This window comes from Diaphorobacter sp. HDW4B (assembly GCF_011305535.1).
Taxonomy (GTDB): Bacteria; Pseudomonadota; Gammaproteobacteria; order Burkholderiales; family Burkholderiaceae_C; genus Diaphorobacter_A.
Genome location: NZ_CP049905.1, coordinates 3,591,378 through 3,616,673, shown reverse-complemented (window position 1 = coordinate 3,616,673; position 25,296 = coordinate 3,591,378). Strand labels below are relative to the sequence as shown.

Genomic DNA, 25,296 nt, shown 5'->3' with positions numbered 1-25,296 from the left:
TCGCGGCGGCAACGGCAAGTGGCTCAAGCCGTCCGTGTGGAGGGAACTTGCAGCGAGGCTTCCAGCAGCTTGTCTTCGGAGAGATCCTCGCCCTCGTCGCTACCGTCGTCCGATTCCTCATCGCCCGGAACCACCTCGACCTGCGAGGCGTCGTCGTCTGCCGCCAGCCAGGTTTCGGCATCGGCGGTGGCAAACAGCATGGCGGTGATGGTGAACACCACCAGCGTCATGAACAGCGCACGCATCCAGCCTTCGAAGTACACGCGAGAAAGCTTGCTGAACACCGCGAACATCCAGAGCGTCGCGATCAGGCTCATCGAGAAGTCGTCGAGCCAGGTCGGCACGGCGCTGTCATCGGTCACTTTGATCCAGTACATCACGCCGTAATAGACCAGCAACGGCACCACCAGCGCCCACGACTGCAGCGCAAACCATGCGACCACGCGACCAGTGGCAGCAGCCGCACCGATCCGCTTGCGCGGCATGAAAACCCAGGCGAACCAGAGCATGAACAGGCACAGGCTCCATTGCGCCAACCAGCCCTGGTAGTTGAAGCGCACCTCTCCGTCTAGCGAGATCCAGTCGAAGATCACATCGAGCGCGTTGGCGAACAGCACCAGAAAGGCGAGTTGCCACGGACCGGGAATGGCGTCCAGCGCCATGCGCGGGCGCATCAGAAACGACGCCCGCAGGCCCCCGAGCATCCAGCGCAAAAGGGAGACCGGCTTCGCCGCCACGAAGGGCGTTTCTGGCGAAGGCGGATGGGGTTGCTGCGGGGATTGCTCCAGCGGTTGCGTCTCGGCAAACAGGTCCGAATAGTTCTCTGTCAATTTTTCTGTCATGTGAAAAGTCACAGCGGGTGAGCATACCGGAGCCTCAGGCCCTCTGCAGCACCTTGCAAACTTTTACTGTGCCGCCCGTCTGAGCGTATCCACCACCGGTCTGCGCAGCACCTCGCGCAATCCCCACCAGCCCGCCGCCAGCGCCAGCAACGCGCCACACACGGCCCCGGCCAGCGGCACCCACAGCGGTGCGTTCCAACTGAAGTCGAACACATAGCGCGCCAGCGCCCAACCCACGGCCACCGCCACGATGCTTGCCAGAAACCCGGCCAGCAGCCCCACGCCCGCCAATTCCGCGCGCTGCACCTGTCTGAGCAACTGCGCCCGCGCGCCCACGGCACGCATGATGGCGAACTCGCGAGCACGTTCCTCGCGCGTGGCAGTGACAGCGGCGAACAGCACCACCAGCCCGGCAGCCAGAGTGAAGCCGAACAGAAATTCCACCGCGCGAATCACCTGCCCCAGCACGGTCTGCACCTGCTTGAGCGTGGCGCTCATGTCCACGTTGGTGATGTTGGGAAACGCGTGCACCAGCGCGTTGTCAAAGCCCGCTTTGTCGGGCGCGCGATAGGCCGCGAGATAGGTTGCAGGTACATCGGGCAGATGCGCGACGGGGTACATCACGAAGAAGTTCGCGCGCATCGAAGCCCAATCCACCTTGCGCAGGCTGGTGATCTTCGCCTCGTTCTGGATACCGCCGATGTCAAAGCGCAGCGTGTCGCCCAGCTTCAAACCCAACGTCTTCGCAATGCCTTCCTCGACGCTCAAAGCGCCCGGCTCCTCGGCCTTCCACGCACCGCCGACGATCATGTTGTGCTCTGGCGGCTCAGCCGCGTTGGAGAGATTGAACTCGCGATCGACCAGCCGCTTGGCGCGGTCTTCGGCATAATCGTCCGGGCTGACTTCCTTGCCGTTCACCGCCACCAGACGGCCGCGAATCATCGGATACCAATCGAACTTCTGCACGCCCGCAGTCTTCAGCGCCTGCTGGAATCCTTCGGCCTGCTCGGGCAGCACGTTGATCACGAAGCGATTGGGCGCATCGGGCGGCGTGGCCTTCTGCCAACTGCTGATCAGATCGGTGCGCAGCAACACCAGCAGCACCAGCGCCAGCAGGCCCACCGACAGACTGCTGACCTGCACCACCGCATACGCAGGCCGTGCGGAAATCTGCCTTGTGGCAAGCACCAGCCAGCGCGGCGCGGTGGCCTCGTTGACGACGCGGCGCAGCGCCTTCACTGCCAGCCAGGCCATCACGGCGAACAGCACCACCGCAGCGGCGAATCCACCGACCGCGATGCCGCCCAATGTGAGATCACGGCTCACCGCCATCAGCAGCACGGCAAAGCCCAGCATGCCCAAGCCCAGCACCAACAGCGATGCCGGTTTGAACGTGCCCAGATCGCGGCGGATCACCCGCAGCGGTGGCACTTGCGCGAGCTGCAGAACAGGCGGCAGACCGAACGCGAACATCAGCGTCAGCCCCACGCCCAAGCCAAACAGCACCGGCCAGAACGTGGCAGCGGGCAGCACGGCATTCACCAGCCCCGCGAACATCCACACGAAAACGTAATGCACCGCAAAGCCCAACGCCACGCCGAGCAGGCTGGCGAACAGGCCGATCAGCGCGAACTCGATGGCGTAGGCCCAGGCGATGGTGCGCTGGCTTTGGCCCAGCACGCGCAGCATGGCCGATGCGTCGAGATGCTCGTTGGCGAATCCACGTGCCGCCAAGGCCACCGCCACGGCGGAAAGCAAGGCCGCGAGCAACGCCACCAGATTCAGGAAATTCTGCGCACGCACCAGCGTCTGGTGCATCTCGGGGCGACCGCTGTCGAGCGACTCCACGCGCACGCCGCGCACCTCGTGCCCATCGACCAGCTTCGTGGCGAAGTCCTTGAACTGCTCCACCGCGCGCGGCACATCTCCGGCCACGGCATAGCGGTAGGTGATGCGGCTGGCCGGTTGCACCAAACCTGTGGCCTTGAGATCCTGCGTGTTGATCAGCACACGCGGCGCAAAGCTCATGAAGCCCGCACCACGGTCGGGCTCCAGCGTAATGATGCGGCTGATCTTCAGGCTCGCGTCGCCCAGCAGCAACGGGTCGCCCACGGCAATGCCCAGCGATTCGAGCAGGGGCGCATCGACCCACGCCTCGCCCGCTGCGGGAATGTCCTTGGTGATCGCGCCTGCCTGCGAAGTTTGCGTCGTGGTCTGCACATTGCCGCGCAGGGGATAGGCCGCATCGACGCTTTTCAGCGCCACCAACTTGCTTTCACCGCCCTGTTCGTCGCTCGCGCGCGCCATGGTCGGAAAGCTCATGGTCGAGGAGCCGCGCAGGCCCAGCTTCTGCGCCTCCCGCACGAACACGTCGGGCGTGGCGTTGTCGCTCACCACCACCACATCGCCGCCGAGCAGTTGCAGGGCATCGCGCTGCAGACCGCTTTGCAGTCGGTCGGAGAAAAATCCCACGGACGTGAGCGCGGCCACCGCCAAGGTCACCGCAACGATCAACAGCCGCAGCTCGCCCGCACGCACATCGCGCCACAGGGTACGCCAGCCCAGAGCCCACGCAGAAATCGACCGACTATTACTCATGTCTCATAGATTCCAAATAATTGCCAGCCCTGCTCGCCAAGGGCCGAACACTCGTTACCGCGATGCCCGAAGCCAGCGACCGCCGAGCAAGGGCCGCCCCGCAGCGAAGGGGGTGTCCCCCTCCCGCGAAGCGAGAGAGGGGGAAGGCGCGAAGCGACTCAGGGGGTGTCATTTCTAAACATAGCGAACGGCAGACGGCGGCCTGCAAAAGCCCCAAAGCTGCATGCCCGCTTCATCGGCCAATTGCAACGCCAGCGATGTGGGCGCAGAAATCGTCGCCAACGCGGGAATACCCACGCGCGCGCATTTGCGCACCAGTTCATAACTTGTGCGGCTGGTCATGACCACGAAGCCGGGCGTTCCCAGTTCCTTGTTCAGCGCCAGTTTGCCGATGAGTTTGTCGAGCGCGTTGTGGCGGCCCACGTCTTCCATCACATGTTCGAGCGTGCCGTTGGGCTTTGCCCAACCGGCGGCGTGCAGCGAGCCCGAGCGCGCGTTGAGCGCCTGCTTGGCAGACAGTGCCGAGAACGCCGCATTGATCGCATCCACGCCGAACTGCTCGCGCCAATGCGGCACGGGCACCTGCTCGGGATGCAGATCGAGCGCCTGAATGCTGTCGATGCCGCACACACCGCAGCCGGTGCGTCCGGCGAGCGTGCGGCGTTGATCCTTCAAGCGCATGAAATGGCGCGAAGCGATCTCCATGTGCACCGCGCAACTGGCGTCGGGCGTGCCCGCGCCGTGCACTTCGGTTTCGACATCGCGGCAATCCTCGGGGCTTTCCACGATGCCTTCGCTGATCGCAAAACCAACACCAAACTCGACCAAATCCCTGGGGCTTGCCATCATCACGGCGTGCGAAATGCCATTGAAAACCATGGCCACCGGTACCTCGGCCGAGACCTCGCGCGACAGCTGCTGCGCCTGGCTCGCGCCCGCAATCCATTGGTGCGCCTGCACCTGAACCAGTGAGGGCAGCGTCGTGCCGGGCATGTCGGCCATGGGGCAGGCCGTCTGGGCGCCTGCCGGAGAACTCTCGGGGTGTTGCATACCACAACGATACCAGCGTGCGACAGAGTGCATCCCCAACCTCCCGTCGATTGAGGGATTTGATAGCAGCAGGTAAGATCAACACAACTCGTCACAAAGCCACGATGTCCAGCGCATCCAGCCATCTCTCGCAAAAGCGAGCATGCACTCACGCTTTGCTGCACGACAGCAAACAGCACTCCATCGTGGCTTCGAACGGTTGTTTTGCCCTCCAGCGCTCACCGGCCCTGGAGGTATCGGCGTCGGCTCATCGGCTGGCGCTGGACAAGCCAGTTATCACAAGCTACTGCGATGATTTTTTCAACACTAACCAAGGAGGATCTGTCATGGACATGAACAGAAGACATTTCTTCCGCATGAGCGGGGCGGGCCTGGTCGGCTCCAGCCTCGTGGCCATGGGCTTCTCGCCCACGGCCGCTCTTGCGGAGGTGCGTCAGTTCAAGCTCGCATCGACCACGGTCACGCGCCAAACCTGTACGTACTGCTCTGTCGGCTGCGGCATCCTCATGTATTCGCTGGGCACCGGCGGCAAGAACGCCAAGGCCTCGGTCATCCACGTCGAGGGCGATCCGGACCACCCCGTCAATCGCGGCACGCTGTGCCCCAAGGGCGCGGGTCTGATGGACTTCATCAACAGCCCCAACCGTCTGCTGTACCCCGAGTACCGCGCTCCCGGCTCGAGCGAGTGGAAGCGCCTGTCGTGGGACGACGCGCTGACACGCATCGCCAAGCTCCTCAAGGACGACCGCGACGCGAATTTCATCGCCAAGACCGAAGACGGTCTGACGGTGAACCGCTGGCTCACCACCGGCATGCTGGCCGCATCGGCCGCCAGCAACGAAGCCGGATACATCACGCACAAAGTGGCCCGTTCGTGGGGCCTGCTCGCATTCGACAACCAAGCCCGTGTTTGACACGGCCCGACGGTGGCAGGTCTTGCCCCGACGTTTGGCCGTGGAGCGATGACGAACCATTGGGTCGACATCAAGAATGCGGACGTTATTTTGATCATGGGCGGCAATGCCGCTGAAGCGCACCCGTGCGGCTTCAAATGGGTCACCGAAGCCAAGGCGCACAACAAGGCGCACTTCATGGTGGTGGACCCGCGTTTCAACCGTTCAGCCTCGGTGGCGGACTTCTACGCCCCTATCCGTTCGGGCAGCGACATCGTGTTCCTCGGGGGCATGATCAATTACCTGCTCGCCAACGACAAGATCCATCACGAGTACGTGAAGAACTACACGGACTTCACCTTCATCGTGCGCGATGACTACGAATTCGTGGACGGCATCTTCTCGGGCTACAACGAAGAAAAGCGCACCTACGACAAGAAGAGCTGGGATTACGAGCTCGGCGAAGACGGCTACGTCAAGACCGACCCGACACTGCAGCACCCGCGCTGCGTGTACCAGTTGATGAAGAAGCACTACGAGAGCTACACGCCGGAACGCGTGGAGAGCGTCTGCGGCACGCCGAAGGAGAAATTCCTGCACGTGTGCGAGAAGTTCGCCTCGACCGCCGTGCCGGGCCGCGCAGCCACGATCCTGTATGCGCTGGGCTGGACGCAGCATTCCACCGGCGCGCAGATCCTGCGTTGCGGTGCGATGGTGCAACTGCTGTGCGGCAACATCGGCATCGCTGGCGGCGGCATGAACGCGCTGCGTGGTCACTCCAACATCCAGGGTCTGACCGATCTGGGTCTGCTCTCGGCCAGTCTGCCAGGCTACCTGACACTGCCGATGCAGAACGAGCAGGAATATCAGGGCTACATCACGAGCCGCACGCAGAAGCCTCTGCGCGCCAATCAGATGAGCTACTGGCAGAACTATCCCAAGTTCCACGTCAGCCTGATGAAGTCCTGGTACGGCGCCAACGCCACGGCCGAGAACAACTGGTGCTACGACTACTTGCCGAAGCTCGACAAGCAGTACGACATGCTCCAGTACTTCCAGATGATGAACGACGGCAAGGTCAACGGCTACATCGCGCAGGGCTTCAACCCCATCGCGGCGCTGGCCAACAGCACGCGCGTGCGTGATGGTCTGTCCAAGCTGAAGTTTCTCGTGGTGATGGACCCGCTCGCAACGGAAACGTCAGAGTTCTGGAAGAACTTCGGCGAGTTCAACGATGTGGACACCGCCAGCATCAAAACCGAAGTGTTCCGCCTGCCCACCACCTGCTTCGCTGAAGAAGATGGCGCAGTGGTCAGCTCGTCGCGTGTGCTGCAGTGGCACTGGAAGGCTGCCGAGCCACCGGGAGAAGCCAAGACCGATATCGCCATCATGTCCGCGCTGCACATGCGCCTGAAGGCCATGTACGCCAAGGACGGCGGCGCGTATCCGGACCCCATCGCCAAGCTCGACTGGAAGTACTCGCAACCGGCGCATCCTTCTTCGGAAGAAATCGCCAAGGAGTACAACGGCAAGGCGCTGGTCGATCTGACCGATCCGAAGGACCCGACCAAGGTGCTGCGTCCTGCAGGCCAACAGATCTCCGGATTTGCCGAGCTGCGCGACGATGGCTCCACGGCCTCGGGCTGCTGGATCTGGGCTGGTTCGTGGACCACCGCTGGCAACCAGATGGGTCGCCGCGACAACTCCGATCCGACGGGCATCGGCAACACGCTGAACTGGGCCTGGGCCTGGCCAGCGAACCGCCGCGTGCTGTACAACCGCGCCTCCGCCGACGTGAGCGGCAAGCCATTCAATCCGAATCGCGAGCTGATCAAGTGGAACGGCAAGGCCTGGGTGGGCGCTGACGTGCCGGACACCGGAGTCGGCATCGCGCCCGAAACCGGCAACGGTCCGTTCATCATGAACCCGGAAGGTGTGGCACGCTTCTTTGCTCGCAAGGGCATGAACGAAGGTCCGTTCCCCACGCACTACGAGCCGTTCGACACGCCCGTCGGTCACAACCCGATGTACCCGAACAACCCCAAGGCCACCAGTTCGCCGGCGGCACGGGTGTTCCCGCACATCTGGGAAACCTTCGGCAAGGCGAGCGAGTTCCCGCATGTGGGCACGACGTATCGTTTGACGGAGCACTTCCACTACTGGACCAAGCACTCGCTGGTCAATGCCATCACGCAGCCGGAGCAATTCGTCGAAATCGGCGAAGCGCTGGCCAAGGAGCTTGGCATTGCGGCGGGCGACAAGGTGAAGGTGTCCTCCAAGCGCGGCGCGATCAAGGCCGTGGCCGTGGTCACCAAGCGCATCAAGCCGATGAAGATCGAAGGCAAGACGGTGCACCACGTGGGCATTCCGATTCACTGGGGCTTCAAGGGCGTGACCAAGCCGGGTTATCTGGCCAACACGCTCACGCCATTTGTTGGCGACGGCAACAGTCAGACACCGGAATTCAAGACCTTCCTCGTGAAGGTCGAGAAGGCGTAAAGGAGCAACAGATGTCATTGCAATCCCTCGATATCATGCGCCTTTCCGCCACGACGACCCCGCCTCCACAGGCGCGGTCGCCGCAGTCCGGCGAGGTGGCCAAACTCATCGACGTCTCCAAGTGCATCGGCTGCAAGGCCTGCCAATCGGCGTGCATGGAGTGGAACGATCTGCGTCAGGAGCCCGGCGAATGCCATGGCACCTACGACAATCCGACCGACCTGACCGAGAACGCGTGGACGGTGATGAAATTCACCGAATACGACAACGAGGCCACGGGCAATCTGGAATGGCTCATCCGCAAGGACGGCTGCATGCACTGCGCCGACCCCGGATGTCTCAAAGCCTGCCCATCGCCCGGAGCCATCGTGCAGTACACCAACGGCATCGTGGATTTCCATGAGGAAAACTGCGTGGGCTGCGGCTACTGCGTGACCGGTTGCCCGTTCAACGTGCCGCGCATCTCCAAGAAGGACCACAAGGCCTACAAGTGCACGCTGTGCTCCGACCGCGTGGCCGTGGGCCGCGAGCCTGCTTGCGTCACCACCTGCCCGACCGGTGCCATCATGTTCGGCACCAAGAAGGCGATGAAGGACCAGGCAGCGGAACGCATTGCGGACCTGAACGAACGCGGCTTCAAGGACGCTGGCCTCTACGACCCGCAAGGCGTGGGCGGCACACACGTGATGTACGTTCTGCACCATGCGGACAAGCCATCGCTGTATGCCAACCTGCCCGACGAGCCCAAGATCAGCTCCATGGTCAGCGTCTGGAAGGGCGTGACCAAGCCGCTCGCGATGTTCGCACTCGGTGCAGCGGCGCTCGGCAGCTTGTTCCACTATGTCACCAAGGGCCCGAACGAAGTCTCCAAGGAATTGGAAGACGACGAAGAGCGCAAGGACCGTGAGGCCGAAGCAGCACAGCAACCATCCCATGCGAAGGAGACACAGCCATGAGACGCAACCCTCGTGACCTGCAACGCTACAACGCGTCGGAGCGCCTGAACCACTGGGTGGTGGGCATCTGCTTCATCCTGCTGGCCCTGTCGGGTCTGGCGTTCTTCCATCCAGCGTTCTTCCCGCTGACCATGCTGTTCGGCGGCGGTCCGTGGACGCGCATCCTGCACCCCTACATCGGTGTGGTGATGTTCGTGTTCTTCATCGTGATGTTCTTCCGTTTCGCCAAGCTCAACATCATCGAGAAGCGCGACGTGGAATGGCTCAAGAACGTCAACAAGATGATCGACGGCGACGACCACGACATGCCCGAACAGGGCAAGTACAACGGTGGTCAGAAGGTGCTGTTCTGGGGCCTCGGCATCGGCATGCTGGCGCTCATCGTCTCGGGCGTCATGATGTGGCGCGCATGGCTGAATCTGCCCGTGGGCTGGGTGCGTTTCGCATCCATCCTGCACGCAGCCGCAGCCGTGTGGATGATCGGCCTGATCATCATGCACGTCTACGCAGCCATCTGGACCAAGGGCACCATCCGCGCCATGCTGTACGGCACCGTGACTCGCGCATGGGCAAAACAGCACCACCGCGGCTGGTATCGCAAGATGACGGGCGACAACAGCTAACATAGTCACTCGCCCTGCCCTGCCGCCGATTGCTCCAGGTAGTCGGCGGCAGTTTCTTTTTTGGAGTCACAACGCAGTGCAACGAATTCTTCAACCAGGTGACATCGAAGCCCTGGACCGTACCAATCCCCAGCGCATTCGCCTGCCCCATCCCGCACAGGTGTTTGCCGAGCGCGCCGCGCGTCTGGAACAAAAGGCCGACGGCAACCCCATTGGCGACTATCTGCGTTTTGTCGCGCAGATCGTCAAGGCGCAGCAAAAGGCTGCCGCCAACGTGCAGACCGCAGCGCCGGACGCCGCGCAGATCGCGCTGGCGCAAGCGCATTCCATGCCGCTCTTGCCTGCCGCCAACCACATCGATCCGGTGTGGCAGGACGTGCTCATCCAGTTGCTGGATGAACTGGACAGTGCGGCCAACGTGCCCGATGCCCTCAAGCCCACGCTGCAATCGCTGCGCACCATGCGCACCGAAGACCGCAACACGCTGGCTCGCCGCGTGCTGGTGGGGCTGCTTACCGAAAGTGCCGATCTGGCGGCTGCGCCCATCGTCATGGCGGCGCTGCAAGTGGTGTTTGCCGACCGTGCGAGCAAGCTGCAGGAAAGCGATGTTCCCTACACCGACCCGGCCACCGTCTGCCCGGTGTGCGGCACGCCGCCCGTGGCCAGCGTGATCCGCATCGGCGGGCGCGATGCCGGTCTGCGCTATCTGCATTGCGGCGCGTGCTGCACCGAATGGCATATGGTGCGCATCAAATGCAGCCACTGCGAAAGCACCAAGGGTGTGAAGTACCAGAAGGTCGACGGCAGCGACGACACCGTGCTGGCCGAAACCTGCGATGTGTGCCACACCTACCGCAAGATTTCGAATCAGGAAAAGGACCCGTTCGCGGAGCCCTTGGCCGATGATCTGGCGACGCTGATGCTCGACCTGCTGATGAGCGAAACCGCGTTCGCCCGCGCCAGCATCAACCCGCTGCTGCCGATGGCCGAGGCCGACGCCGCGCCTGAAGACAACGCCTGACAGAAAACGCCGCACGCCATGAGCACCGCCGAACACGCACCCACTGCCGCGCCCACTTCCTTCGCAGCCCGCCTGCCCGCCGTGGACCGCGTGCTCGGCACGCCCGCGCTCAAGGCGCTGATGGCCGAGTACGGCACCAGCGCCGCCACCAAGGCCGTGCGCGCCGCCATCGATGCGCTGCGCCCGGCCGCGTTGGCAGGTGACGTGGCCCCGGAAAATTTGCAGCCCGATGCGATTGCGCAGCAAGTCGCAGCGCGCTTGGCGCAGCAGTTTGCGCCGCGTCTGAAGGCGGTTTTCAACCTGACCGGCACGGTGCTGCACACCAATCTGGGCCGTGCCCTGCTGCCCGATGTGGCCGTGCAGGCCGTCGTGCAGGCGCTCACCACGCCCGCCAATCTGGAGTTCGATCTGGCCACCGGCGGACGCGGTGATCGCGACGATCTGGTCAACGATCTGCTGCGCGAGTTGACCGGAGCAGAAGCCGCCACGGTGGTCAACAACAACGCTGCCGCCGTGCTGCTCACGCTCAACGCACTGGCCGCGAAAAAGGAAGTGATCGTCTCGCGCGGCGAGCTGGTCGAGATCGGTGGCGCGTTCCGCATCCCCGACATCATGAGCCGCGCCGGAGCCAAGCTCGTCGAAGTCGGCACCACCAACCGCACGCACGCCAAGGACTACGCGGACAACATCACCGACGACACCGCGCTGCTGATGAAGGTGCATTGCAGCAACTACGAGGTGACGGGCTTCACCAAGAGCGTGTCCGAAGCTGAAGTCGCCGCGATTGCCCACGCACGCGGCCTGCCGATGGTGGTGGATCTGGGCAGCGGCACGCTGGTCGATCTGGCGCAGTACGGCCTGCCGCATGAGGCCACCGTGCGCGAGACCGTGGCTGCCGGTGCCGACATCGTCACCTTCAGCGGCGACAAGCTGCTGGGCGGCCCGCAGGCGGGCCTCATCGTCGGCAACAAGGACTTGATCGCGAAGATCAAGAAGAACCCGCTCAAGCGCGCGCTGCGCGTAGGCAAACTCACGCTGGCCGCGCTGGAGCCTGTGCTGCAGCTTTATCTGACGCCCGAACATCTGGCCGAGCGTTTGACCACGCTGCGTCTGTTCACGCGCCCGCAAGCGCAGATGAAAGCACAAGCGCAAGCGCTGGTCGCGCCGCTGCAAACCGCCGTCGGCACCGAATATGAAGTCGGCATCGCCCCCATGCTCAGCCAGATCGGCAGTGGTGCCCTGCCGGTGGACACGCTGCCCAGCTATGGCCTCGCGATTCGCCCCGTGCACATCAAGCGTGCCGGTCGCGCGCTCGGCAAATTGGAAGCCGCACTGCGCAGCCTGCCGCGCCCGGTCATTGGTCGCATTTCAGACGACACGCTGTGGCTCGATCTGCGTTGCCTTGAAGCACGCGACGAAGCCGCATTCACCCAGCAACTGGGCGCACTCGCAGACGCCCTGTCGCAGAACTGAACATGATCATCGGAACAGCAGGTCATATCGACCACGGAAAAACCTCGCTGGTGCGCGCGCTGACCGGCGTGGAAACCGACCGTCTTCCCGAAGAAAAACGGCGCGGCATTTCCATCGAACTGGGTTACGCCTATCTGCACACGGAGGGCGGCGTCTCGCTCGGCTTTGTCGATGTGCCGGGCCATGAAAAGCTGCTGCACACCATGCTCGCGGGCGCGACCGGCATTGCGCATGCGCTGCTGGTCGTGGCCGCAGACGACGGCGTGATGCCGCAGACGCGCGAGCACTTTGCGGTCGTGTCGCTGCTCGGCGTGCGCAAGGCCACGGTCGCCATCACCAAGATCGACCGGCTCGACGCAGCCACGCGCGCTGAACGCATGGCGCAAGTGCGCGCTGAAATCGCCGCGCTGCTTGCACCCACCGCGCTGGCCAATTCACCCATGCATGAAGTCTCCGCCATCACGGGCGAAGGCATCGAGGCACTGCGCCAGCATCTGCTGGAGCAGGCGCACACGCATGACTCACACCATTCCGCCGACAACGCGCAAGCCTTCCGCATGGCCGTGGATCGCTCGTTCACGCTCACAGGCGTGGGCACCGTGGTCACCGGCAGCATCACGAGCGGCACGGTGTCGGTGGGCGACGAACTCACGCTCAGCCCGAGTGGCAAACAGGTGCGCGTGCGCGGCATTCATGCGCTCAACCGCCAAGCAGAAACAGCAACGCAAGGCCAACGCTCCGCGCTCGCGCTGGCCAGCATTGCCAAGGATGACGTGCACCGTGGCGACTGGATCAGCAGCGCGCACATTGCCATCGGCAGCGCGCGCTTCGATGTGGAATGCACGCTCTGGCCCGACGAAGAACGCGCGTTGCGCTCCGGCACGCCCGTGCATGTGCATTTGGGAACGAGCGACGTGCTCGGCAGCATCGTGCTGCTTGATCACACCACGCTGGAACCCGGTGAAACAGCGCTCGCGCAGATCGTTCTGCGCGAGCGCATTGCCGCCTGGCATGGTGATCGCGGCGTGCTGCGCGATGCGTCGGCCACCCGCACGGTGGCCGGCATTCGCGTGCTCGATCCGTACGCGCCGCAGCGCTACCGCAGCACGCCAGAACGGCTCGCGGCTTTGCAGGCGCAAGCGCTTTCCGATCGCGCTGCGCGATTGAGCGCACTGCTGGCGCAATCCGCACAAGGACTCGATCTGCAACGCACCGCCCGCGCTGAAGGCGTGAACGATGCAAGCGCACTGCCCTTGCCCGCAAACGCGCTGCGCTTTGCGAACGGCCACATGGCCATCGCACCCGCAGCCTTGCAGTCCTTGAAAGGCTATGTGCTGGACCGCCTGCAAGCCCTCCACACCACCTCGCCCGACGAGATTGGGCCCGACATCAAGCGCCTCAAGCGCCTTGCCGCTCCGCGCGCCGACGATGCGCTCTGGCAGTTCCTTATCGAGCAACTGTTGGCCGATGGCAGCATTGCGCGCAGCGGCCACTGGCTGCATAAGCCCGAGCATGCGGTACGCATGAACGAGGCCGAGGAACAAGTCGCCGAGCAGCTCCTGCCCCTGCTTGCCAACGGCGCATTCGACCCGCCCTGGGTGCGCACGTTGGCGGCAGACACGCAAACGCCCGAGGCCATGGTGCGCCAGACCTTGGCGAGTCTTGCGCGACGTGGTCAAGTTTTTCAGGTGGTCAAGGATTTGTTCTTTCCGCTGGCTACAATCGAGCGTCTCGCAGAGATCGCGCGCACGTGCAACTCGTCGGATGCAGGTCTTCAGGCCGCAGCCTTCCGCGACGCCACAGGCCTTGGCCGCAAGCGTTCGATCCAGTTGCTGGAGTTCTTTGACCGCGTGGGGTTCACCCGCCGCGTGAAGGATCAACACCTGCTCAGGCCCGGCACCTCGCTGTTTGAAAACGACAGCTCGCAGGACTAAGCAAGAGACCAAAGTATCCAATGGAAGAGAAGCGTCCCCGGTGGGGCGCCCGGGCTTCAAACCCGGTGGATTGCGCCAAGCGCGGTCGGTGGGTTCGACTCCCTCTCTCTTCCGCCAGAACACTCCCCATCAAGAGACATGCAACCCGCTCCACCTCGGCATGGGTGCAAAGCGTGAAGCCCCAGAACTGCCAAGGCCAACGCGCGCCCGGACATTGCCGCAGCGAACCCGCTGTGATAAAAAAGTCTTATGCCGTTTCACTTCCCAGCTTCGTTTGATCTCAACGACATGCACTACTTCGTGCAAGTGGTCGAGCATGGTGGTTTTGCCGCCGCAGGTCGCGCGCTGAATCAGCCCAAATCCAAACTGAGCCGCCGCATTGCCCTGCTCGAAGAGCGCCTCGGCGTGAGGCTCATCCAGCGCTCGGCGCGCCGCTTTGTGGTGACCGACATCGGTCAGGCCTACTACCAGCGTTGCGTCGCCATGTTGGTGGAAGCGGAAGCGGCCCAGACGCTGGTGGAGACCTCGCACAGCGCGCCGCGCGGCGTGGTCCGGCTGACCTGCCCCACGGCCCTGCTCGACTACCATCTGGGCGATACGTTCGGGCGGTTCCTGGCCGAATGCCCCGACGTGGAATTGCAGGTGGAGAGCACCAATCGGCAGGTCGATGTCATCCGGGAAGGGTTCGATCTCGCCATCCGCGTGCGCTTTCCCCCGCTGGAGGACAGCGATCTGGTCATGAAGGTTCTGGGCGAAAGCTGCCAGTTGCTGGTCGCCAGCCCGGCACTGGTGGAGCGCATGGGCGGCCTGCCTGCCGTCAGCGACATCGAACGCTGGCCCAGCCTGAGTTCGTTCAAGGGCGGGCGCGACTACTACTGGGAGCTGCAAGGTCCGGACAACGCCAAAGCACACATCCCGCTGGCATCTCCGCGACTGGTGACCGACGACCGCGTGGCGCTCTGGCGAGCCGCCGTGTGCGGCGTGGGCGTGGCGCAGTTGCCTCTGGCCATGGTGCGCACGGATCTGGAGAGCGGACGCCTGATCGAGCTGCTGCCGGGCTGGCAACCGCGCGTCGCCTTGGTGCATGTCGTGTTTCCTTCCCGGCGCGGTTTGCTGCCCGCCGTGCGTGCGCTGCTGGATTTTCTGGCTCGGGAATTCGCCGACCGACCGGCGTAACGCACGCGAGGACAGGCGGCACACATCGGTGCACCCATGGAACGCTGCGATCAGAAATCACCATCTTCCAAGGGTTGGAGTCTCCTGCAATAGTCCTGTGCAAGACGCAACGCCTCATGGCGATGCACAGGTCCCGCAGGTCCACCTGCTCAACCCATATGGAGATTTTCATGAGCTCATCCAAGCCCTACGTTCGCCTCGACAAGAACAATGCCGCCGTGCTGCTGGTGGATCACCAGACGGGTCTGCTCTCGCTCGTGCGCGACATCGATCCCGACAAGTTCAAGAACAATGTGCTCGCGTTGGCCGACATGGCCGAGTACTTCAAGCTTCCGACCATTCTCACCACCAGCTTTGAAACCGGCCCCAATGGTCCGCTGGTACCCGAGCTGAAAGAGAAGTTTCCAGACGCGCCCTACATCGCGCGCCCCGGCCAGATCAATGCCTGGGACAACGAGGACTTCGTGAAGGCCGTCAAGGCAACCGGCAAAAAGCAGCTCATCGTTGCCGGTGTGGTGACCGAGGTCTGCGTCGCGTTCCCGGTGCTGTCTGCACTGGAAGAAGGCTTCGAGGTGTTCGTGATCGCCGATGCTTCCGGTACGTTCAACAGCATGACCCAACAGGCCGCATGGAGCCGCATGGAGCAGGCCGGTGCGCAGTTGATGACCTGGTTTGGCGCTGCCTGCGAACTGCACCGGGACTGGCGCAATGACATCGAAGGTCTGGGCGCGCTGTTCTCCAATCACATCCCGGACTACCGGAATCTGATCAGCAGTTACACGACTTTGACGGCGCCAAAGTAAAGCGGACAAAAAAAATGCGGCACCGGATGCCGCATCTTTTTTTGTGTGCAAGGCCACCCCATGCGCGGTTGCGCATGGTCGCCTTCAGGTCACATCAATAACGGTTGTTGCGATAACCACCGCGGTCACCGCCGCCGCCGAAGCCGCCAGTGCGTGGCTCTGGTGGGCGTGCAACGTTCACCTTGATGGCGCGGCCGTCGACCGACTTGCCGTCCAGCGCGTTGATGGCGGCTTGGGCGTCAGCTTCGGTTTCCATTTCCACAAAGGCAAAGCCCTTGGAGCGGCCGGTTTCGCGGTCCATCACCAGCTTGGCGCTGGAGACGGTACCGAATTCGCTGAATTGCTGGATCAGCGTTTCGTTGGTGGCAGAGTAGGCGAGATTGCCGACGTACAGACGATTGTTCATTTGGATTTTCCAGATGGTGATGACGGACCAGCATCGCTGATCCGACGGGGTTGAATGGGGGTTGAATGAATGGGCCGACGCAGGCGATCAATGACGCTTGCGGAACGGCGTCTTGGCAGGCGCACCCGAGCGGGTCTCGATATGACGGAAGGTCACGCGACCCTTGGTCAGATCATAGGGAGACATCTCCAGCGTGACGCGGTCGCCCGCGAGAATGCGGATACGGTGCTTGCGCATTTTTCCGCCGGTGTAGGCGACGAGCTGATGGCCGTTTTCAAGCGTGACGCGATAGCGCGCATCGGGCAGCACTTCGTCGACCTTGCCTTGCATTTCGATGAGTTCTTCTTTGGACACAGTTCTCCTTGGGTTGGCGGCAAGCACAAGCAGCCGCTCGGTTCGATTCGGTTCAGTTGAGTTCGTTGGCGAGCACCATGCCTCGGCCTTCAACAAGCGCATGCTGCATGGCAAGTGCGCTGGTCGGGAAGCTGCTCGCGAAACGGAAAATGCGGTCGTAAGCGCCGCGACGTATGGACACAGAGGCCAGGAACTGGCCACTGTCGTTGGATTTGACGAGGGGCGTTACGAGGTAACTGCCCACTCGCTCGACAAAGCTGGGGATGAACATGTTCGGTGCTCGCGCCTTCGCAAACGGCGAAACGCGAGAAGTGGTGTGGAGGGTCTGTTCCGCAAGCATCGAAAGCGATACCCGTCGGGAACCAGAGGAAAAACAAGCCCGCAGGGACTTGGAAACACTCACCGAACGACGAAGAGCAAGGGCAACAGCCGCGTCTTCAAAAAGGATGAACCGGAATAGCCAAGGGGCCTATTGGGGTTGTACGTGCGCCAAGAATGGGTGAGCAGATGCGTGACGCGTTCGTACAGTATACGCTGATTGCCCCGATAAGTCTTGCGGCCATGACCCGACACGCCGAAGTGTTGCTTGGTTGCCGAGAACCCGCTCAAGGCCCGAACGCTCTGCGCAGCCCGCAATTGCGTTCAATACAGGCACCGCATCACGGTTCAGACTGCGCCCACTCCATTCCCTCAAAGCGCTCTCGACAATCGATGCTCACCTCTCTTTTCGCCATGGCTGGATTTGCGTTGGCGGGCGCGATCACGCCCGGCCCGGTCAACGTGATCGCCATGCGCCACGGCAGCCAATCGCGGCGCATTTGCGCCATTTTCTACGTGCTGGGCGCGAGCATCAGCTACGCACTGGTCGTGTGGATCATGGGCCTGTCGGGGCAATGGCTGCTGCAGGATCCCGCAGTGGCCATTGCCGCGTCATGGGTCTGCGCGGCCTATCTGGCCTGGTTGGCCTGGCGCATCGCCCAGGCTCCGGTGGCTGATCAACTACCGGACACGCACGACAATGAAAACGAAAGCGCTGAAATCGCGCAGACAGGGCTGCTGCAAGCCTTCATGCAAGGCGCTGCAATCCAGTCATTCAACCCCAAAGCGTGGTTGGTGGCGCTGTCCGGCGTGGGATTGTTCGTCGTGCCCATCACCGTCAACGCACCCTCATCGGTGCTGCCCGCTGCGCTCGCGTGGTTCTGCGCGGTGTCGCTGATCGCCTGCATGCTCGGCGTAGGTTGCTGGGCCGTGCTCGGTCGCATGCTCAGACGCTGGTTGCGCACCGCCACTCGCCAGCGCTGGTTCAATCGATCACTCGCTCTGGTCCTGCTCGGCAGCATCGCGGGGATACTGGCATGATCCCGTTGCAATGAGCCCATCGCCATGAAGCCGCAAATTCACGAATTCCACCGTCACCCCGCTGCGCCGTGGTTGGAGTTGCGCGTAAGCCGGCCGTCCACCCACTGCTTTCGGCTGCATGCGCATGACGAATACTCCATCGGCATCGTCGATCTCGGCACAGCGTCGTTCCATCATGCACATGGCCCCGAGGATGTCGCGCAGCACAGCGCCGTGCTGATCGAGCCCGGCTGCTGGCATGCCTGCAATCCCGAGTTGCCGCACAACTGGGCCTACCGCATGCTGTTCGTGAACGCGGACTGGCTGCATGCACAGACCGGCACGGCGGCACTGACATTCACACAGCGCGCGCTGTCATCTTCATCATCGCAAGCCAGCGCCATCGTGGACCAGTTGTGCAAGCCACTGCACCATGCTGCGGACATCGCGCAGCACAACCGCCTCTTGCTGGATTTTGTCCATCAGCATGCCGAAGGAAGCAATGTGGCACAACATGAAGCGGCAGACTTCCCCGCAATTCGCCACGCGCTGCAGATCATGCACAGCGAGCCAGACGCCGACACGCAACTGGCCACCATCGCAGCCCGACTCGGCATGAGCGCGTCGCAGTTCGTGCGCCAATTCAGAACCGCCACGGGCGTGACACCTGGTGCCTACCGCCTGAATCTGCGCATCAACGGCGCACGCCGCCTGCTGGCAGACGGATCCACACTGGCAGACGCCGCGCACCGCATGGGCTTTGCAGATCAGGCACACATGCAGCGCAGCTTCAAGGCCCACCACTCGCTCACGCCGGGCAACTACGCGCAGACTGCGGCCATTCAAATGCAAGCCGCCTGAAAAACACCAAACCACCGAAAATGGAGGGTTTTGGCAACCCGACATCTTCGGCACATGGCCCAGTTTCAAGACATTCAGCAACGCGAAAAAGGCTTGCAGCAGCATCTCACCAGCGCGCAAATGGTGATGATCGCCATCGGCGGCGCGGTCGGCACGGGCCTGTTCATGGGCAGTGCATTCGCCATCGGCTTTGCGGGGCCAGCGGTACTGGTGAGCTACGCCATCGGTGCCTTCATCGCCCTGCTGCTCATCGGCTGCCTGGGCGAGATGACGGTCGCGCACTCCACATCAGGATCGTTCGGTGCCTATGCCGAGTTCTACCTCGGCCCGCTCGCAGGCTTCGTCGTGCGCTACGCCTACTGGGCCGCGCTGGTGCTCGCGGTGGGCATGGAGGTGACCGCCGTCGGCATGTACATGGCCTACTGGTTTTCCGATGTGCCGCAGTGGATCTGGGTCACCATCTTTTCGCTGATCCTCATCGGCGTGAACCTGCGCAGCGTGAAGGTCTACGGCGCGGTCGAATACCTGTTCTCGGCCATCAAGGTCGCCGCCATCGTGGCCTTTGTGCTGATCGGTGCCTACGTCGTTTTCGGCGCACGCATTCCCGGCATCGGCATTGAAAACTACCAGCTCGGCGGCGGTTTCTGGGCCAAGGGCGTGTGGGGCATGTGGCTGGGAGTGATCGTCGCCATGTTCAGCTATCTGGGCGTGGAAGCCATCGCTGTGGCAGCAGGCGAAGCGCAGCACCCTGAGCAGGCCGTGCAACGCGCCATGAAGACTACCGTGCTGCGCCTCGTGCTGTTCTACCTGCTCACGCTCGCGCTGATGCTGGCCATCGTTCCATGGACCGAAGCCGCCAAGCAGACCAGTCCGTTCGTGCGCGTGATGGAAGTGATCGGCATTCCATGGGCCGCAGGTGTGCTGAATTTCGTCGTGCTGGTCGCCGCGTTGTCGGCCATGAACAGCCAGCTCTACACCACCTCGCGCATGATGTTCAGCCTCGCGCGCGCCAAGCAAGCACCGCAGATGTTCGGCGTGACGAACACTCGCGGCGTACCGACTGCGGCGATTCTGGTCTCCAGCCTCGGTGCTGCAGTCGCCATGTTCATCAACGCGTTCTGGCCCAAGGAATCGTTCGTGTGGATGATGTCCATCGCCATGTTCGGCGCGATGTTCGCGTGGTTCATGGTGTTCGTCACCCACCTCGCCTTCCGCCTGCGCCGCAACCGCGAAAACGCACCCCGCGTGAGCTTTCGCATGTGGGGATTCCCGTGGCTCACCTCACTCGGCGCGCTGCTGATGGCCGCCGTACTGCTGACCACAGCGTTCACGCCAGAGTTCCGCTTGACGCTCGCGTTCGGCCTGCCCTGGTTGATCGTGCTGGCGATGATTTACTGGTGGCGCAGCGGGCGCACAAACCAATGATCAAGCAGCAACCGTGATGCCTGCCACGTGTTTGCGCGTGGCCGGTGTGACAACGATCTCCACACGCTGGTCCAGCGCCACCAGGGCTTGCATCAAACGCTCCAGAGAGATGTTCTGCAGCTTGTAGCGCCGCACCTGCGACACCTTCGGCTGAGACATGCCGGTGATGGCGGCCACTTCCATCTGACTCAGTTCTCGCTGGTCGATCACCTCATTGAGCTTGAGTGCAAGCTCGGCCTTGGCGCTCAGCTCCTCTGCGTCATCAAATCCGAGGTCGAGCAACACATTGCTGGTTCCCGCTGGATTGGAATGTCGAGTCATCACGTTCTCCCTCTCAATGCGCATACCGCGCAAGCACGGCCTTGAGCCGCTTTTCGATCAGATCCACATCAGGACGCGGTGTGGAAATGCCGGACTTGGATTTCTTCTGGAATGCGTGCAGAACATGAATGACATCGCCCACCCGCACCGTGTATACGGCGCGAAAGGTGTCACCACGATGGTCCTCGAACAGCTCGAACACGCCACTGCCCAGACCTTTCCATGGTTTCGCCATGCCGGGACTGCCGCCCAACTGCACGACGAAAAGCGCCACACCCATGTCTTTCTGCACTGCAACCGGGAAGGTCTTGAAGTCTTTTTTCGACGAACCTTCCCAGTGAAGAAGCCTTCTTTTTTGCGTCATGATTATATCCGTTCAGATATAGACAGCAATCAGCATGCCGCCATCCGAAGAACCTAGAACATGACGCACGCAGGCAGTCTGCGCCGCCTCAGCGAAAAAGCAATTTCAAGCAAGACAAACCTCGCACACCAACATCTCGCGAAATCGCGAGATGAACCGGCACGAGCGAAGCAAAGTGCCGAAACCACCTCTTCCAAACTGATTTCCGGCGGTTGTCCGAGCGGAGCGCGCAAGCGCGAAGTCGAGTTCTGCCGGAGGACTTCAAAGCGCGTTTTGGTTACTTTTGCGCGCAAGCAAAAGTGACTCGCCCGCCGGGGCGAAACCCGGCCTCAACCCTCGAACCAAGCAAGCAGGCAAGCAGGCAGGCAAAAAAACCTAATCCACCTTCTGCCCCAACCCACTCAACACCAACCGCGTGATCACTTCCTCCGCACGTTCGAAGTCGGTCTCGTCCAGCGCAGGCTTGCCCAGCAGAATCGCAAACTGTGCCTGGTGTTCTGCATAGGCTTGGGTAACGGTCCAGATCACGAACATGAGGTGGGTGAAGTCCATTCGGGCCACCAGACCGTGCTGGGCCCAGCGCTCGAAGGCCTGCACTTCCTGGTCGAGCACGGGCTTCACGGACGAAGCGATCACGTCGGCATAACGCGGGGCTCCGGCGATCACTTCCTTCGCGAAGATCTTGGCCGCATTCGGGCGTTCGAAAGACGAGCGCAGCTTGCCGTGGATGTACGAACGCAGCGCCTTGACCGGGTCGGTCTGTTCGCGCCACACGTCCTCCATGCCCGCCAGCCAGCCAAAAACCACGTCGTCGAGCACGCGGCGATAGAGCACGTCCTTGCTGGGAAAGTAGTAAAGCAGGTTGTGCCGGCTGATGCCCACGGCGTTGGCGATGTTCTCGAGAGACGCACCTTCGAATCCGAAAACGGCGAACTGGTTTTCCGCCTCTTTCAAGATCGCCTGTTCCTTGCGCAGGCGCGATGCGGTCGGCGCGCGCGTTCCGGTCACAGGTGTGGTGGTTGGCGTTGCGGCAGGCGCTGTTCCATCTCGGGGGGCGCTCACTGCTTCATCCTTGTGCTTGTTGCGCACCGTTGTGGAGCGGACGGAGGCAGCAGATACGGGTTTGTGGGCATCGGAAATGGAAACTGGTGGCACGTCTTTCATGCCTCCATTGTGATGCGGCAGTGCGGCAATTTCAGGCATGGGGTTTGCATACCGTGGGTTTTTACTGATTGGTAATTTTTTACCACTAAGTAAATTATTACCTCAGCCACAGCGAAACGCGTTCGCACCATCGCCTCAACGATGAAAGCACCGCGATTCGTTTCAGCCACCCATGCAGGCACCAAAGACCTGCTGCAACATGAAGAGGCCCGCGATGACACCTCGAGACTTTGCGCATCCGATTCCGTCGCCCTTGCTGCGACCGGCTCAACCCATTGGCTTTCACACGCCACATACGCGGCACAAGCGCGCCTCTGCCATGCAGCAGCACGCACGCCTTGCCGCCGCCACGCTTTCCCGCTTGTTCTGACCCGCCCCACAAAATAAAGAGGAGCCACGATGGAATCGACCGCCAACCGCGCGTGTGGAGTGCACGCCGCACGCCTGAACCTTGTGGAGTACGCTGTGAATTTCAGCGACTCGCACGCCCCGCTCACCAAGCCGCAAGCGCTGATCGAAGCCGAGCGCTGCTACTACTGCTACGACGCGCCCTGCATGACGGCGTGCCCCACCAGCATCGACATTCCCAGCTTCATCCAGCGGATTGCGCAGGGCAACGATCGCGGCGCGGCCAAGGCGATTCTCGAATCCAACCCGCTGGGCGGCATGTGCGCTCGCGTATGCCCTACCGAAGTGCTGTGCGAGCAGGCTTGCGTGCGCAACAAAAATGAAGACAAGCCGGTGGAGATCGGGTCACTGCAGCGCTACGCTACGGACGCGCTGTTCGACAACCCAGGAGCGCCACTGCTCACACGCGCCGCATCCACGGGCAAGCGCATCGCCGTAGTGGGCGCGGGCCCTGCGGGATTGGCGGCGGCGCATGGTCTCGCCATGCGTGGCAACGACGTGGTCTTATTCGATGCCCGACCCAAACTTGGCGGTTTGAACGAATATGGCCTTGCCACGTACAAGACGACTAACGGCTTCGCGCAGAAGGAAATCGACTGGCTTCTGTCCATCGGCGGCATCTCGGTGCGCTGCAATCAGCGCCTCGGCCGCGACATGACGGTGGACTCGCTGCTCGAAGGCTACGACGCGGTGTTTCTCGGTCTCGGCCTCTCCGGCGTCAACAGCATCGGCATCGCGGAACCTCAGGCGGAAGGCCTGCGCAATGCGGTCGATTTCATTGCGGAACTGCGCCAGGCAGGCAGTTTCTCCGAGATCCCGGTCGGTCGCAAAGTGGTGGTGATCGGTGGCGGCATGACCGCCGTGGATGCTGCCGTGCAGGCCACCAAGCTGGGTGCCGAAGACGTGACCATCGTGTATCGCCGTGGCGCATCCGCGATGTCGGCATCGACCGTGGAGCAGCGCTGGGCGCAGACGCACGGCGTGAAGATCAAGCACTGGAGCACGCCCAAGGAGATTCTGAGCGACAACGGCAAGGTGAGCGGTGTGCGCTTTGCGATGACCACGCAACGCGCGGACGGCGGCATCACCGAGACCGACGAGCAATTCGTGATCGAAGCCGACATGGTGCTCAAAGCCATCGGCCAGAGCTACACCGCCGATCACGCGGGCGAAGAAATCCAATTGACATCCGGGAGGATCGCCACGGACGACGAGGGACGCACCAGCGTCGCGCGTGTCTGGGCGGGCGGTGACTGTCGCGCGGGAGGGCGCGACCTCACCGTCGAAGCGGTGGAGCACGGCAAGGTCGCCGCGCAGTCCATCCACGCTGCGTTGAATGCGGCTTGAGCAGCACATTCCACCGTCGCACCGAACCCGAATCAGGAGAATCAACATGGCCGATATCAGCAGCAATTTTCTGGGCATCAAGAGTCCCAATCCGTTCTGGCTTGCATCTGCACCGCCGACCGACAAGGAGATCAACGTCACCCGCGCCTTCGAAGCGGGCTGGGGCGGCGTGGTGTGGAAGACGCTGGGTGAAGATCCACCAGTCGTCAACGTGAACGGCCCGCGCTATTCGACCCTCATGTCGCAGGACCGCCGCGTGATGGGCTTGAACAACATCGAGTTGATCACCGACCGACCACTGCGCCAGAATCTGGAGGAAATCCGCCGCGTCAAACGCCTGTGGCCCGATCGCGCAATGATCGTCTCGCTGATGGTGCCTTGCGTCGAAGAGAGCTGGAAGAATATTCTTCCCATGGTCGAAGACGTGGGCGCGGATGGCATCGAACTGAACTTCGGGTGCCCGCACGGCATGAGCGAACGCGGCATGGGCGCGGCGGTCGGTCAGGTGCCCGAATACATCCAGATGGTGACCGAGTGGTGCAAGCATTACTCCAAGATGCCGGTGATCGTGAAGCTCACGCCCAACATCACCGACGTGCGCCAGCCTGCCCGCGCGGCCAAACGCGGCGGTGCGGATGCGGTCTCGCTGATCAACACGATCAACTCCATCATGGGCGTGGATCTCGAATCCATGGCCATGCACCCCAACACCGGCGGCTGGGGTTCGCACGGCGGTTACTGCGGCCCGGCCGTCAAGCCGATCGCGCTCAACATGGTGGGTGAAATCGCGCGCGATGTGGAGACTGCGGGTCTGCCGATCAGCGGCATCGGCGGCATCACCACCTGGCGTGACGCGGCCGAATACATTGCGCTCGGCTGCGGCTCGGTGCAGGTATGCACTGCGGCCATGGTCTACGGTTTCAAGATCGTCGAGGACATGTGCGATGGTCTGTCCAACTTCATGGACGCGCACGGCTACAAGACCATCGAAGACTTCCGGGGCAAGGCCGTTCCCACGGTCAAGGACTGGAAGCAGCTCAATCTCAACCACATCGACAAGGCCGTGATCAATCAGGACTCGTGCATCCAGTGCGGTCGCTGCCATGTGGTGTGCGAGGACACCTCGCACCAGGCCATCTTCTACAAGAAGGGAGAGAACGGAGAACGCAAGTTCGAAATCAACGAAGCCGAGTGCGTCGGCTGCAACCTGTGCGTATCGATCTGCCCGGTCCCGGACACGATCTCCATGCGCGCGCTGGCCGTGGGCGAAGTGGATGCACGCACCGGCATCAAGGTGACAGGCGAATATGCCAATTGGACCACGCATCCGAACAATCCCCAATGCCTTACTGCGGCAGAGGCGTGAATATCGTCACTTTTGCAGTTTGGACGGATGGAGTTCGAGAGTGAGTTAAGCACCGCCATTGCCCCAATCCGGGG

At 62.5% G+C, this 25,296-nt stretch carries 23 protein-coding genes and 1 tRNA gene; 15 read left to right on the top strand and 9 right to left on the bottom strand.

Annotated elements, in window-relative coordinates; genetic code table 11:
- Nucleotides 1-23: 23 nt before the first annotated feature.
- The 3 genes from G7048_RS16545 to fdhD form a co-directional block, all read right to left on the bottom strand.
- Entirely contained in the window at nucleotides 24-842 is an 819-nt protein-coding gene (locus G7048_RS16545; RefSeq protein ID WP_166069194.1) for a hypothetical protein, read from the bottom strand.
- A 63-nt stretch (nucleotides 843-905) separates the two neighbouring features.
- Complete coding sequence (locus G7048_RS16540; RefSeq protein ID WP_166069193.1) at nucleotides 906-3,440, bottom strand: ABC transporter permease; 2,535 nt, start codon at nucleotides 3,438-3,440, stop codon at nucleotides 906-908.
- 174 nt (nucleotides 3,441-3,614) lie between these two features.
- Entirely contained in the window at nucleotides 3,615-4,490 is an 876-nt protein-coding gene (gene fdhD / locus G7048_RS16535; RefSeq protein ID WP_166069192.1) for a formate dehydrogenase accessory sulfurtransferase FdhD, read from the bottom strand.
- Between the two features lie 326 nt (nucleotides 4,491-4,816).
- Here fdhD and fdnG point away from each other — a divergent pair, with 326 nt between their 5' ends.
- The 9 genes from fdnG (at nucleotide 4,817) to ycaC (ending at nucleotide 15,868) form a co-directional block, all read left to right on the top strand.
- Nucleotides 4,817-7,882 carry a formate dehydrogenase-N subunit alpha gene (gene fdnG / locus G7048_RS16530; RefSeq protein ID WP_166069191.1) on the top strand — a complete coding sequence of 1,022 codons (3,066 nt, stop codon included), beginning with the start codon at nucleotides 4,817-4,819 and terminating at the stop codon, nucleotides 7,880-7,882.
- 11 nt (nucleotides 7,883-7,893) lie between these two features.
- The gene (gene fdxH / locus G7048_RS16525) at nucleotides 7,894-8,838 is read left to right on the top strand and encodes a formate dehydrogenase subunit beta (protein ID WP_166069190.1); all 945 of its coding nucleotides are present in this window, start codon (nucleotides 7,894-7,896) and stop codon (nucleotides 8,836-8,838) included.
- Nucleotides 8,835-9,461 (top strand): formate dehydrogenase subunit gamma, encoded by a 627-nt coding sequence (locus tag G7048_RS16520; protein WP_166069189.1) that lies wholly within the window; start codon nucleotides 8,835-8,837, stop codon nucleotides 9,459-9,461. The genes fdxH and G7048_RS16520 overlap by 4 nt, the downstream gene beginning before the upstream one ends.
- Before the next feature lie 76 nt (nucleotides 9,462-9,537).
- Nucleotides 9,538-10,482, top strand: a complete 945-nt coding sequence (gene fdhE, locus G7048_RS16515) for a formate dehydrogenase accessory protein FdhE (RefSeq protein WP_166069188.1) — start codon at nucleotides 9,538-9,540, stop codon at nucleotides 10,480-10,482.
- 18 nt (nucleotides 10,483-10,500) lie between these two features.
- Nucleotides 10,501-11,955, top strand: a complete 1,455-nt coding sequence (selA, locus tag G7048_RS16510) for an L-seryl-tRNA(Sec) selenium transferase (RefSeq protein WP_166069187.1) — start codon at nucleotides 10,501-10,503, stop codon at nucleotides 11,953-11,955.
- 2 nt (nucleotides 11,956-11,957) lie between these two features.
- Nucleotides 11,958-13,889, top strand: a complete 1,932-nt coding sequence (gene selB / locus G7048_RS16505) for a selenocysteine-specific translation elongation factor (protein ID WP_166069186.1) — start codon at nucleotides 11,958-11,960, stop codon at nucleotides 13,887-13,889.
- 22 nt (nucleotides 13,890-13,911) lie between these two features.
- Nucleotides 13,912-14,006 (top strand) — tRNA-Sec (locus G7048_RS16500).
- A 132-nt stretch (nucleotides 14,007-14,138) separates the two neighbouring features.
- Nucleotides 14,139-15,065: a LysR family transcriptional regulator gene (locus G7048_RS16495; RefSeq protein WP_166069185.1), complete on the top strand. Its 927-nt coding sequence runs from the start codon at nucleotides 14,139-14,141 to the stop codon at nucleotides 15,063-15,065.
- A gap of 170 nt (nucleotides 15,066-15,235) precedes the next feature.
- Complete coding sequence (ycaC, locus tag G7048_RS16490; RefSeq protein ID WP_166069184.1) at nucleotides 15,236-15,868, top strand: isochorismate family cysteine hydrolase YcaC; 633 nt, start codon at nucleotides 15,236-15,238, stop codon at nucleotides 15,866-15,868.
- A gap of 94 nt (nucleotides 15,869-15,962) precedes the next feature.
- Here ycaC and G7048_RS16485 read toward each other — a convergent pair whose 3' ends face one another.
- From G7048_RS16485 to G7048_RS16475, 3 genes are all read right to left on the bottom strand, one after another.
- On the bottom strand, nucleotides 15,963-16,274 hold the full coding sequence (locus G7048_RS16485) for an RNA-binding protein (RefSeq protein WP_166069183.1): 312 nt from the start codon (nucleotides 16,272-16,274) through the stop codon (nucleotides 15,963-15,965).
- An 87-nt stretch (nucleotides 16,275-16,361) separates the two neighbouring features.
- The gene (infA, locus tag G7048_RS16480) at nucleotides 16,362-16,628 is read right to left on the bottom strand and encodes a translation initiation factor IF-1 (protein WP_166069181.1); all 267 of its coding nucleotides are present in this window, start codon (nucleotides 16,626-16,628) and stop codon (nucleotides 16,362-16,364) included.
- 52 nt (nucleotides 16,629-16,680) lie between these two features.
- Nucleotides 16,681-16,899, bottom strand: a complete 219-nt coding sequence (locus G7048_RS16475) for a hypothetical protein (protein ID WP_166069180.1) — start codon at nucleotides 16,897-16,899, stop codon at nucleotides 16,681-16,683.
- A gap of 440 nt (nucleotides 16,900-17,339) precedes the next feature.
- Between G7048_RS16475 and G7048_RS16470 the strand changes: the two genes are divergently transcribed.
- Genes G7048_RS16470 through G7048_RS16460 form a run of 3 tightly spaced genes read left to right on the top strand, consistent with a single transcriptional unit; the run spans nucleotide 17,340 to nucleotide 20,252 of the window.
- Nucleotides 17,340-17,987: a LysE family translocator gene (locus G7048_RS16470; protein WP_166069179.1), complete on the top strand. Its 648-nt coding sequence runs from the start codon at nucleotides 17,340-17,342 to the stop codon at nucleotides 17,985-17,987.
- A gap of 24 nt (nucleotides 17,988-18,011) precedes the next feature.
- Nucleotides 18,012-18,827, top strand: a complete 816-nt coding sequence (locus tag G7048_RS16465; protein WP_166069178.1) for a helix-turn-helix domain-containing protein — start codon at nucleotides 18,012-18,014, stop codon at nucleotides 18,825-18,827.
- Between the two features lie 54 nt (nucleotides 18,828-18,881).
- Complete coding sequence (locus G7048_RS16460) at nucleotides 18,882-20,252, top strand: amino acid permease (RefSeq protein WP_166069177.1); 1,371 nt, start codon at nucleotides 18,882-18,884, stop codon at nucleotides 20,250-20,252.
- Here G7048_RS16460 and G7048_RS16455 read toward each other — a convergent pair whose 3' ends face one another.
- Both G7048_RS16455 and G7048_RS16450 read right to left on the bottom strand, forming a co-directional pair.
- A complete protein-coding gene (locus G7048_RS16455; RefSeq protein WP_166069176.1) occupies nucleotides 20,253-20,573 on the bottom strand; it encodes a helix-turn-helix domain-containing protein in 321 nt (106 codons plus the stop codon).
- A 13-nt stretch (nucleotides 20,574-20,586) separates the two neighbouring features.
- Nucleotides 20,587-20,937 (bottom strand): type II toxin-antitoxin system RelE/ParE family toxin, encoded by a 351-nt coding sequence (locus tag G7048_RS16450; RefSeq protein WP_166069175.1) that lies wholly within the window; start codon nucleotides 20,935-20,937, stop codon nucleotides 20,587-20,589.
- Between the two features lie 60 nt (nucleotides 20,938-20,997).
- On the opposite strand from G7048_RS16450, the gene G7048_RS16445 reads away from it, so the two are divergent.
- Nucleotides 20,998-21,240, top strand: a complete 243-nt coding sequence (locus G7048_RS16445) for a hypothetical protein (RefSeq protein WP_166069174.1) — start codon at nucleotides 20,998-21,000, stop codon at nucleotides 21,238-21,240.
- Between the two features lie 72 nt (nucleotides 21,241-21,312).
- Here the strand turns inward: G7048_RS16445 and G7048_RS16440 are convergent, their stop codons facing one another.
- Nucleotides 21,313-21,999: a TetR family transcriptional regulator C-terminal domain-containing protein gene (locus G7048_RS16440; RefSeq protein WP_371747552.1), complete on the bottom strand. Its 687-nt coding sequence runs from the start codon at nucleotides 21,997-21,999 to the stop codon at nucleotides 21,313-21,315.
- 501 nt (nucleotides 22,000-22,500) lie between these two features.
- On the opposite strand from G7048_RS16440, the gene G7048_RS16435 reads away from it, so the two are divergent.
- Both G7048_RS16435 and preA read left to right on the top strand, forming a co-directional pair.
- Nucleotides 22,501-23,856 (top strand): NAD(P)-dependent oxidoreductase, encoded by a 1,356-nt coding sequence (locus G7048_RS16435; RefSeq protein WP_166069173.1) that lies wholly within the window; start codon nucleotides 22,501-22,503, stop codon nucleotides 23,854-23,856.
- Between the two features lie 46 nt (nucleotides 23,857-23,902).
- Entirely contained in the window at nucleotides 23,903-25,222 is a 1,320-nt protein-coding gene (preA, locus tag G7048_RS16430) for an NAD-dependent dihydropyrimidine dehydrogenase subunit PreA (RefSeq protein ID WP_166069172.1), read from the top strand.
- The last annotated feature ends 74 nt before the right edge of the window (nucleotides 25,223-25,296 follow it).

Coding starts and splice junctions, on each gene's coding strand:
- G7048_RS16470 (WP_166069179.1), top strand. CDS start 17,340: ATGCTCACCTCTCTTTTCGCCATGGCTGGATTTGCGTTGGCGGGCGCG.
- ycaC (WP_166069184.1), top strand. CDS start 15,236: ATGAGCTCATCCAAGCCCTACGTTCGCCTCGACAAGAACAATGCCGCC.
- G7048_RS16475 (WP_166069180.1), bottom strand. CDS start 16,899: ATGTTCATCCCCAGCTTTGTCGAGCGAGTGGGCAGTTACCTCGTAACG.
- selB (WP_166069186.1), top strand. CDS start 11,958: ATGATCATCGGAACAGCAGGTCATATCGACCACGGAAAAACCTCGCTG.
- G7048_RS16495 (WP_166069185.1), top strand. CDS start 14,139: ATGCCGTTTCACTTCCCAGCTTCGTTTGATCTCAACGACATGCACTAC.
- selA (WP_166069187.1), top strand. CDS start 10,501: ATGAGCACCGCCGAACACGCACCCACTGCCGCGCCCACTTCCTTCGCA.
- G7048_RS16455 (WP_166069176.1), bottom strand. CDS start 20,573: ATGACTCGACATTCCAATCCAGCGGGAACCAGCAATGTGTTGCTCGAC.
- preA (WP_166069172.1), top strand. CDS start 23,903: ATGGCCGATATCAGCAGCAATTTTCTGGGCATCAAGAGTCCCAATCCG.
- G7048_RS16465 (WP_166069178.1), top strand. CDS start 18,012: ATGAAGCCGCAAATTCACGAATTCCACCGTCACCCCGCTGCGCCGTGG.
- G7048_RS16520 (WP_166069189.1), top strand. CDS start 8,835: ATGAGACGCAACCCTCGTGACCTGCAACGCTACAACGCGTCGGAGCGC.
- G7048_RS16435 (WP_166069173.1), top strand. CDS start 22,501: ATGGAATCGACCGCCAACCGCGCGTGTGGAGTGCACGCCGCACGCCTG.
- fdhD (WP_166069192.1), bottom strand. CDS start 4,490: ATGCAACACCCCGAGAGTTCTCCGGCAGGCGCCCAGACGGCCTGCCCC.
- G7048_RS16485 (WP_166069183.1), bottom strand. CDS start 16,274: ATGAACAATCGTCTGTACGTCGGCAATCTCGCCTACTCTGCCACCAAC.
- G7048_RS16445 (WP_166069174.1), top strand. CDS start 20,998: ATGACGCACGCAGGCAGTCTGCGCCGCCTCAGCGAAAAAGCAATTTCA.
- G7048_RS16545 (WP_166069194.1), bottom strand. CDS start 842: ATGACAGAAAAATTGACAGAGAACTATTCGGACCTGTTTGCCGAGACG.
- G7048_RS16460 (WP_166069177.1), top strand. CDS start 18,882: ATGGCCCAGTTTCAAGACATTCAGCAACGCGAAAAAGGCTTGCAGCAG.
- fdxH (WP_166069190.1), top strand. CDS start 7,894: ATGTCATTGCAATCCCTCGATATCATGCGCCTTTCCGCCACGACGACC.
- G7048_RS16540 (WP_166069193.1), bottom strand. CDS start 3,440: ATGAGTAATAGTCGGTCGATTTCTGCGTGGGCTCTGGGCTGGCGTACC.
- G7048_RS16450 (WP_166069175.1), bottom strand. CDS start 20,937: ATGACGCAAAAAAGAAGGCTTCTTCACTGGGAAGGTTCGTCGAAAAAA.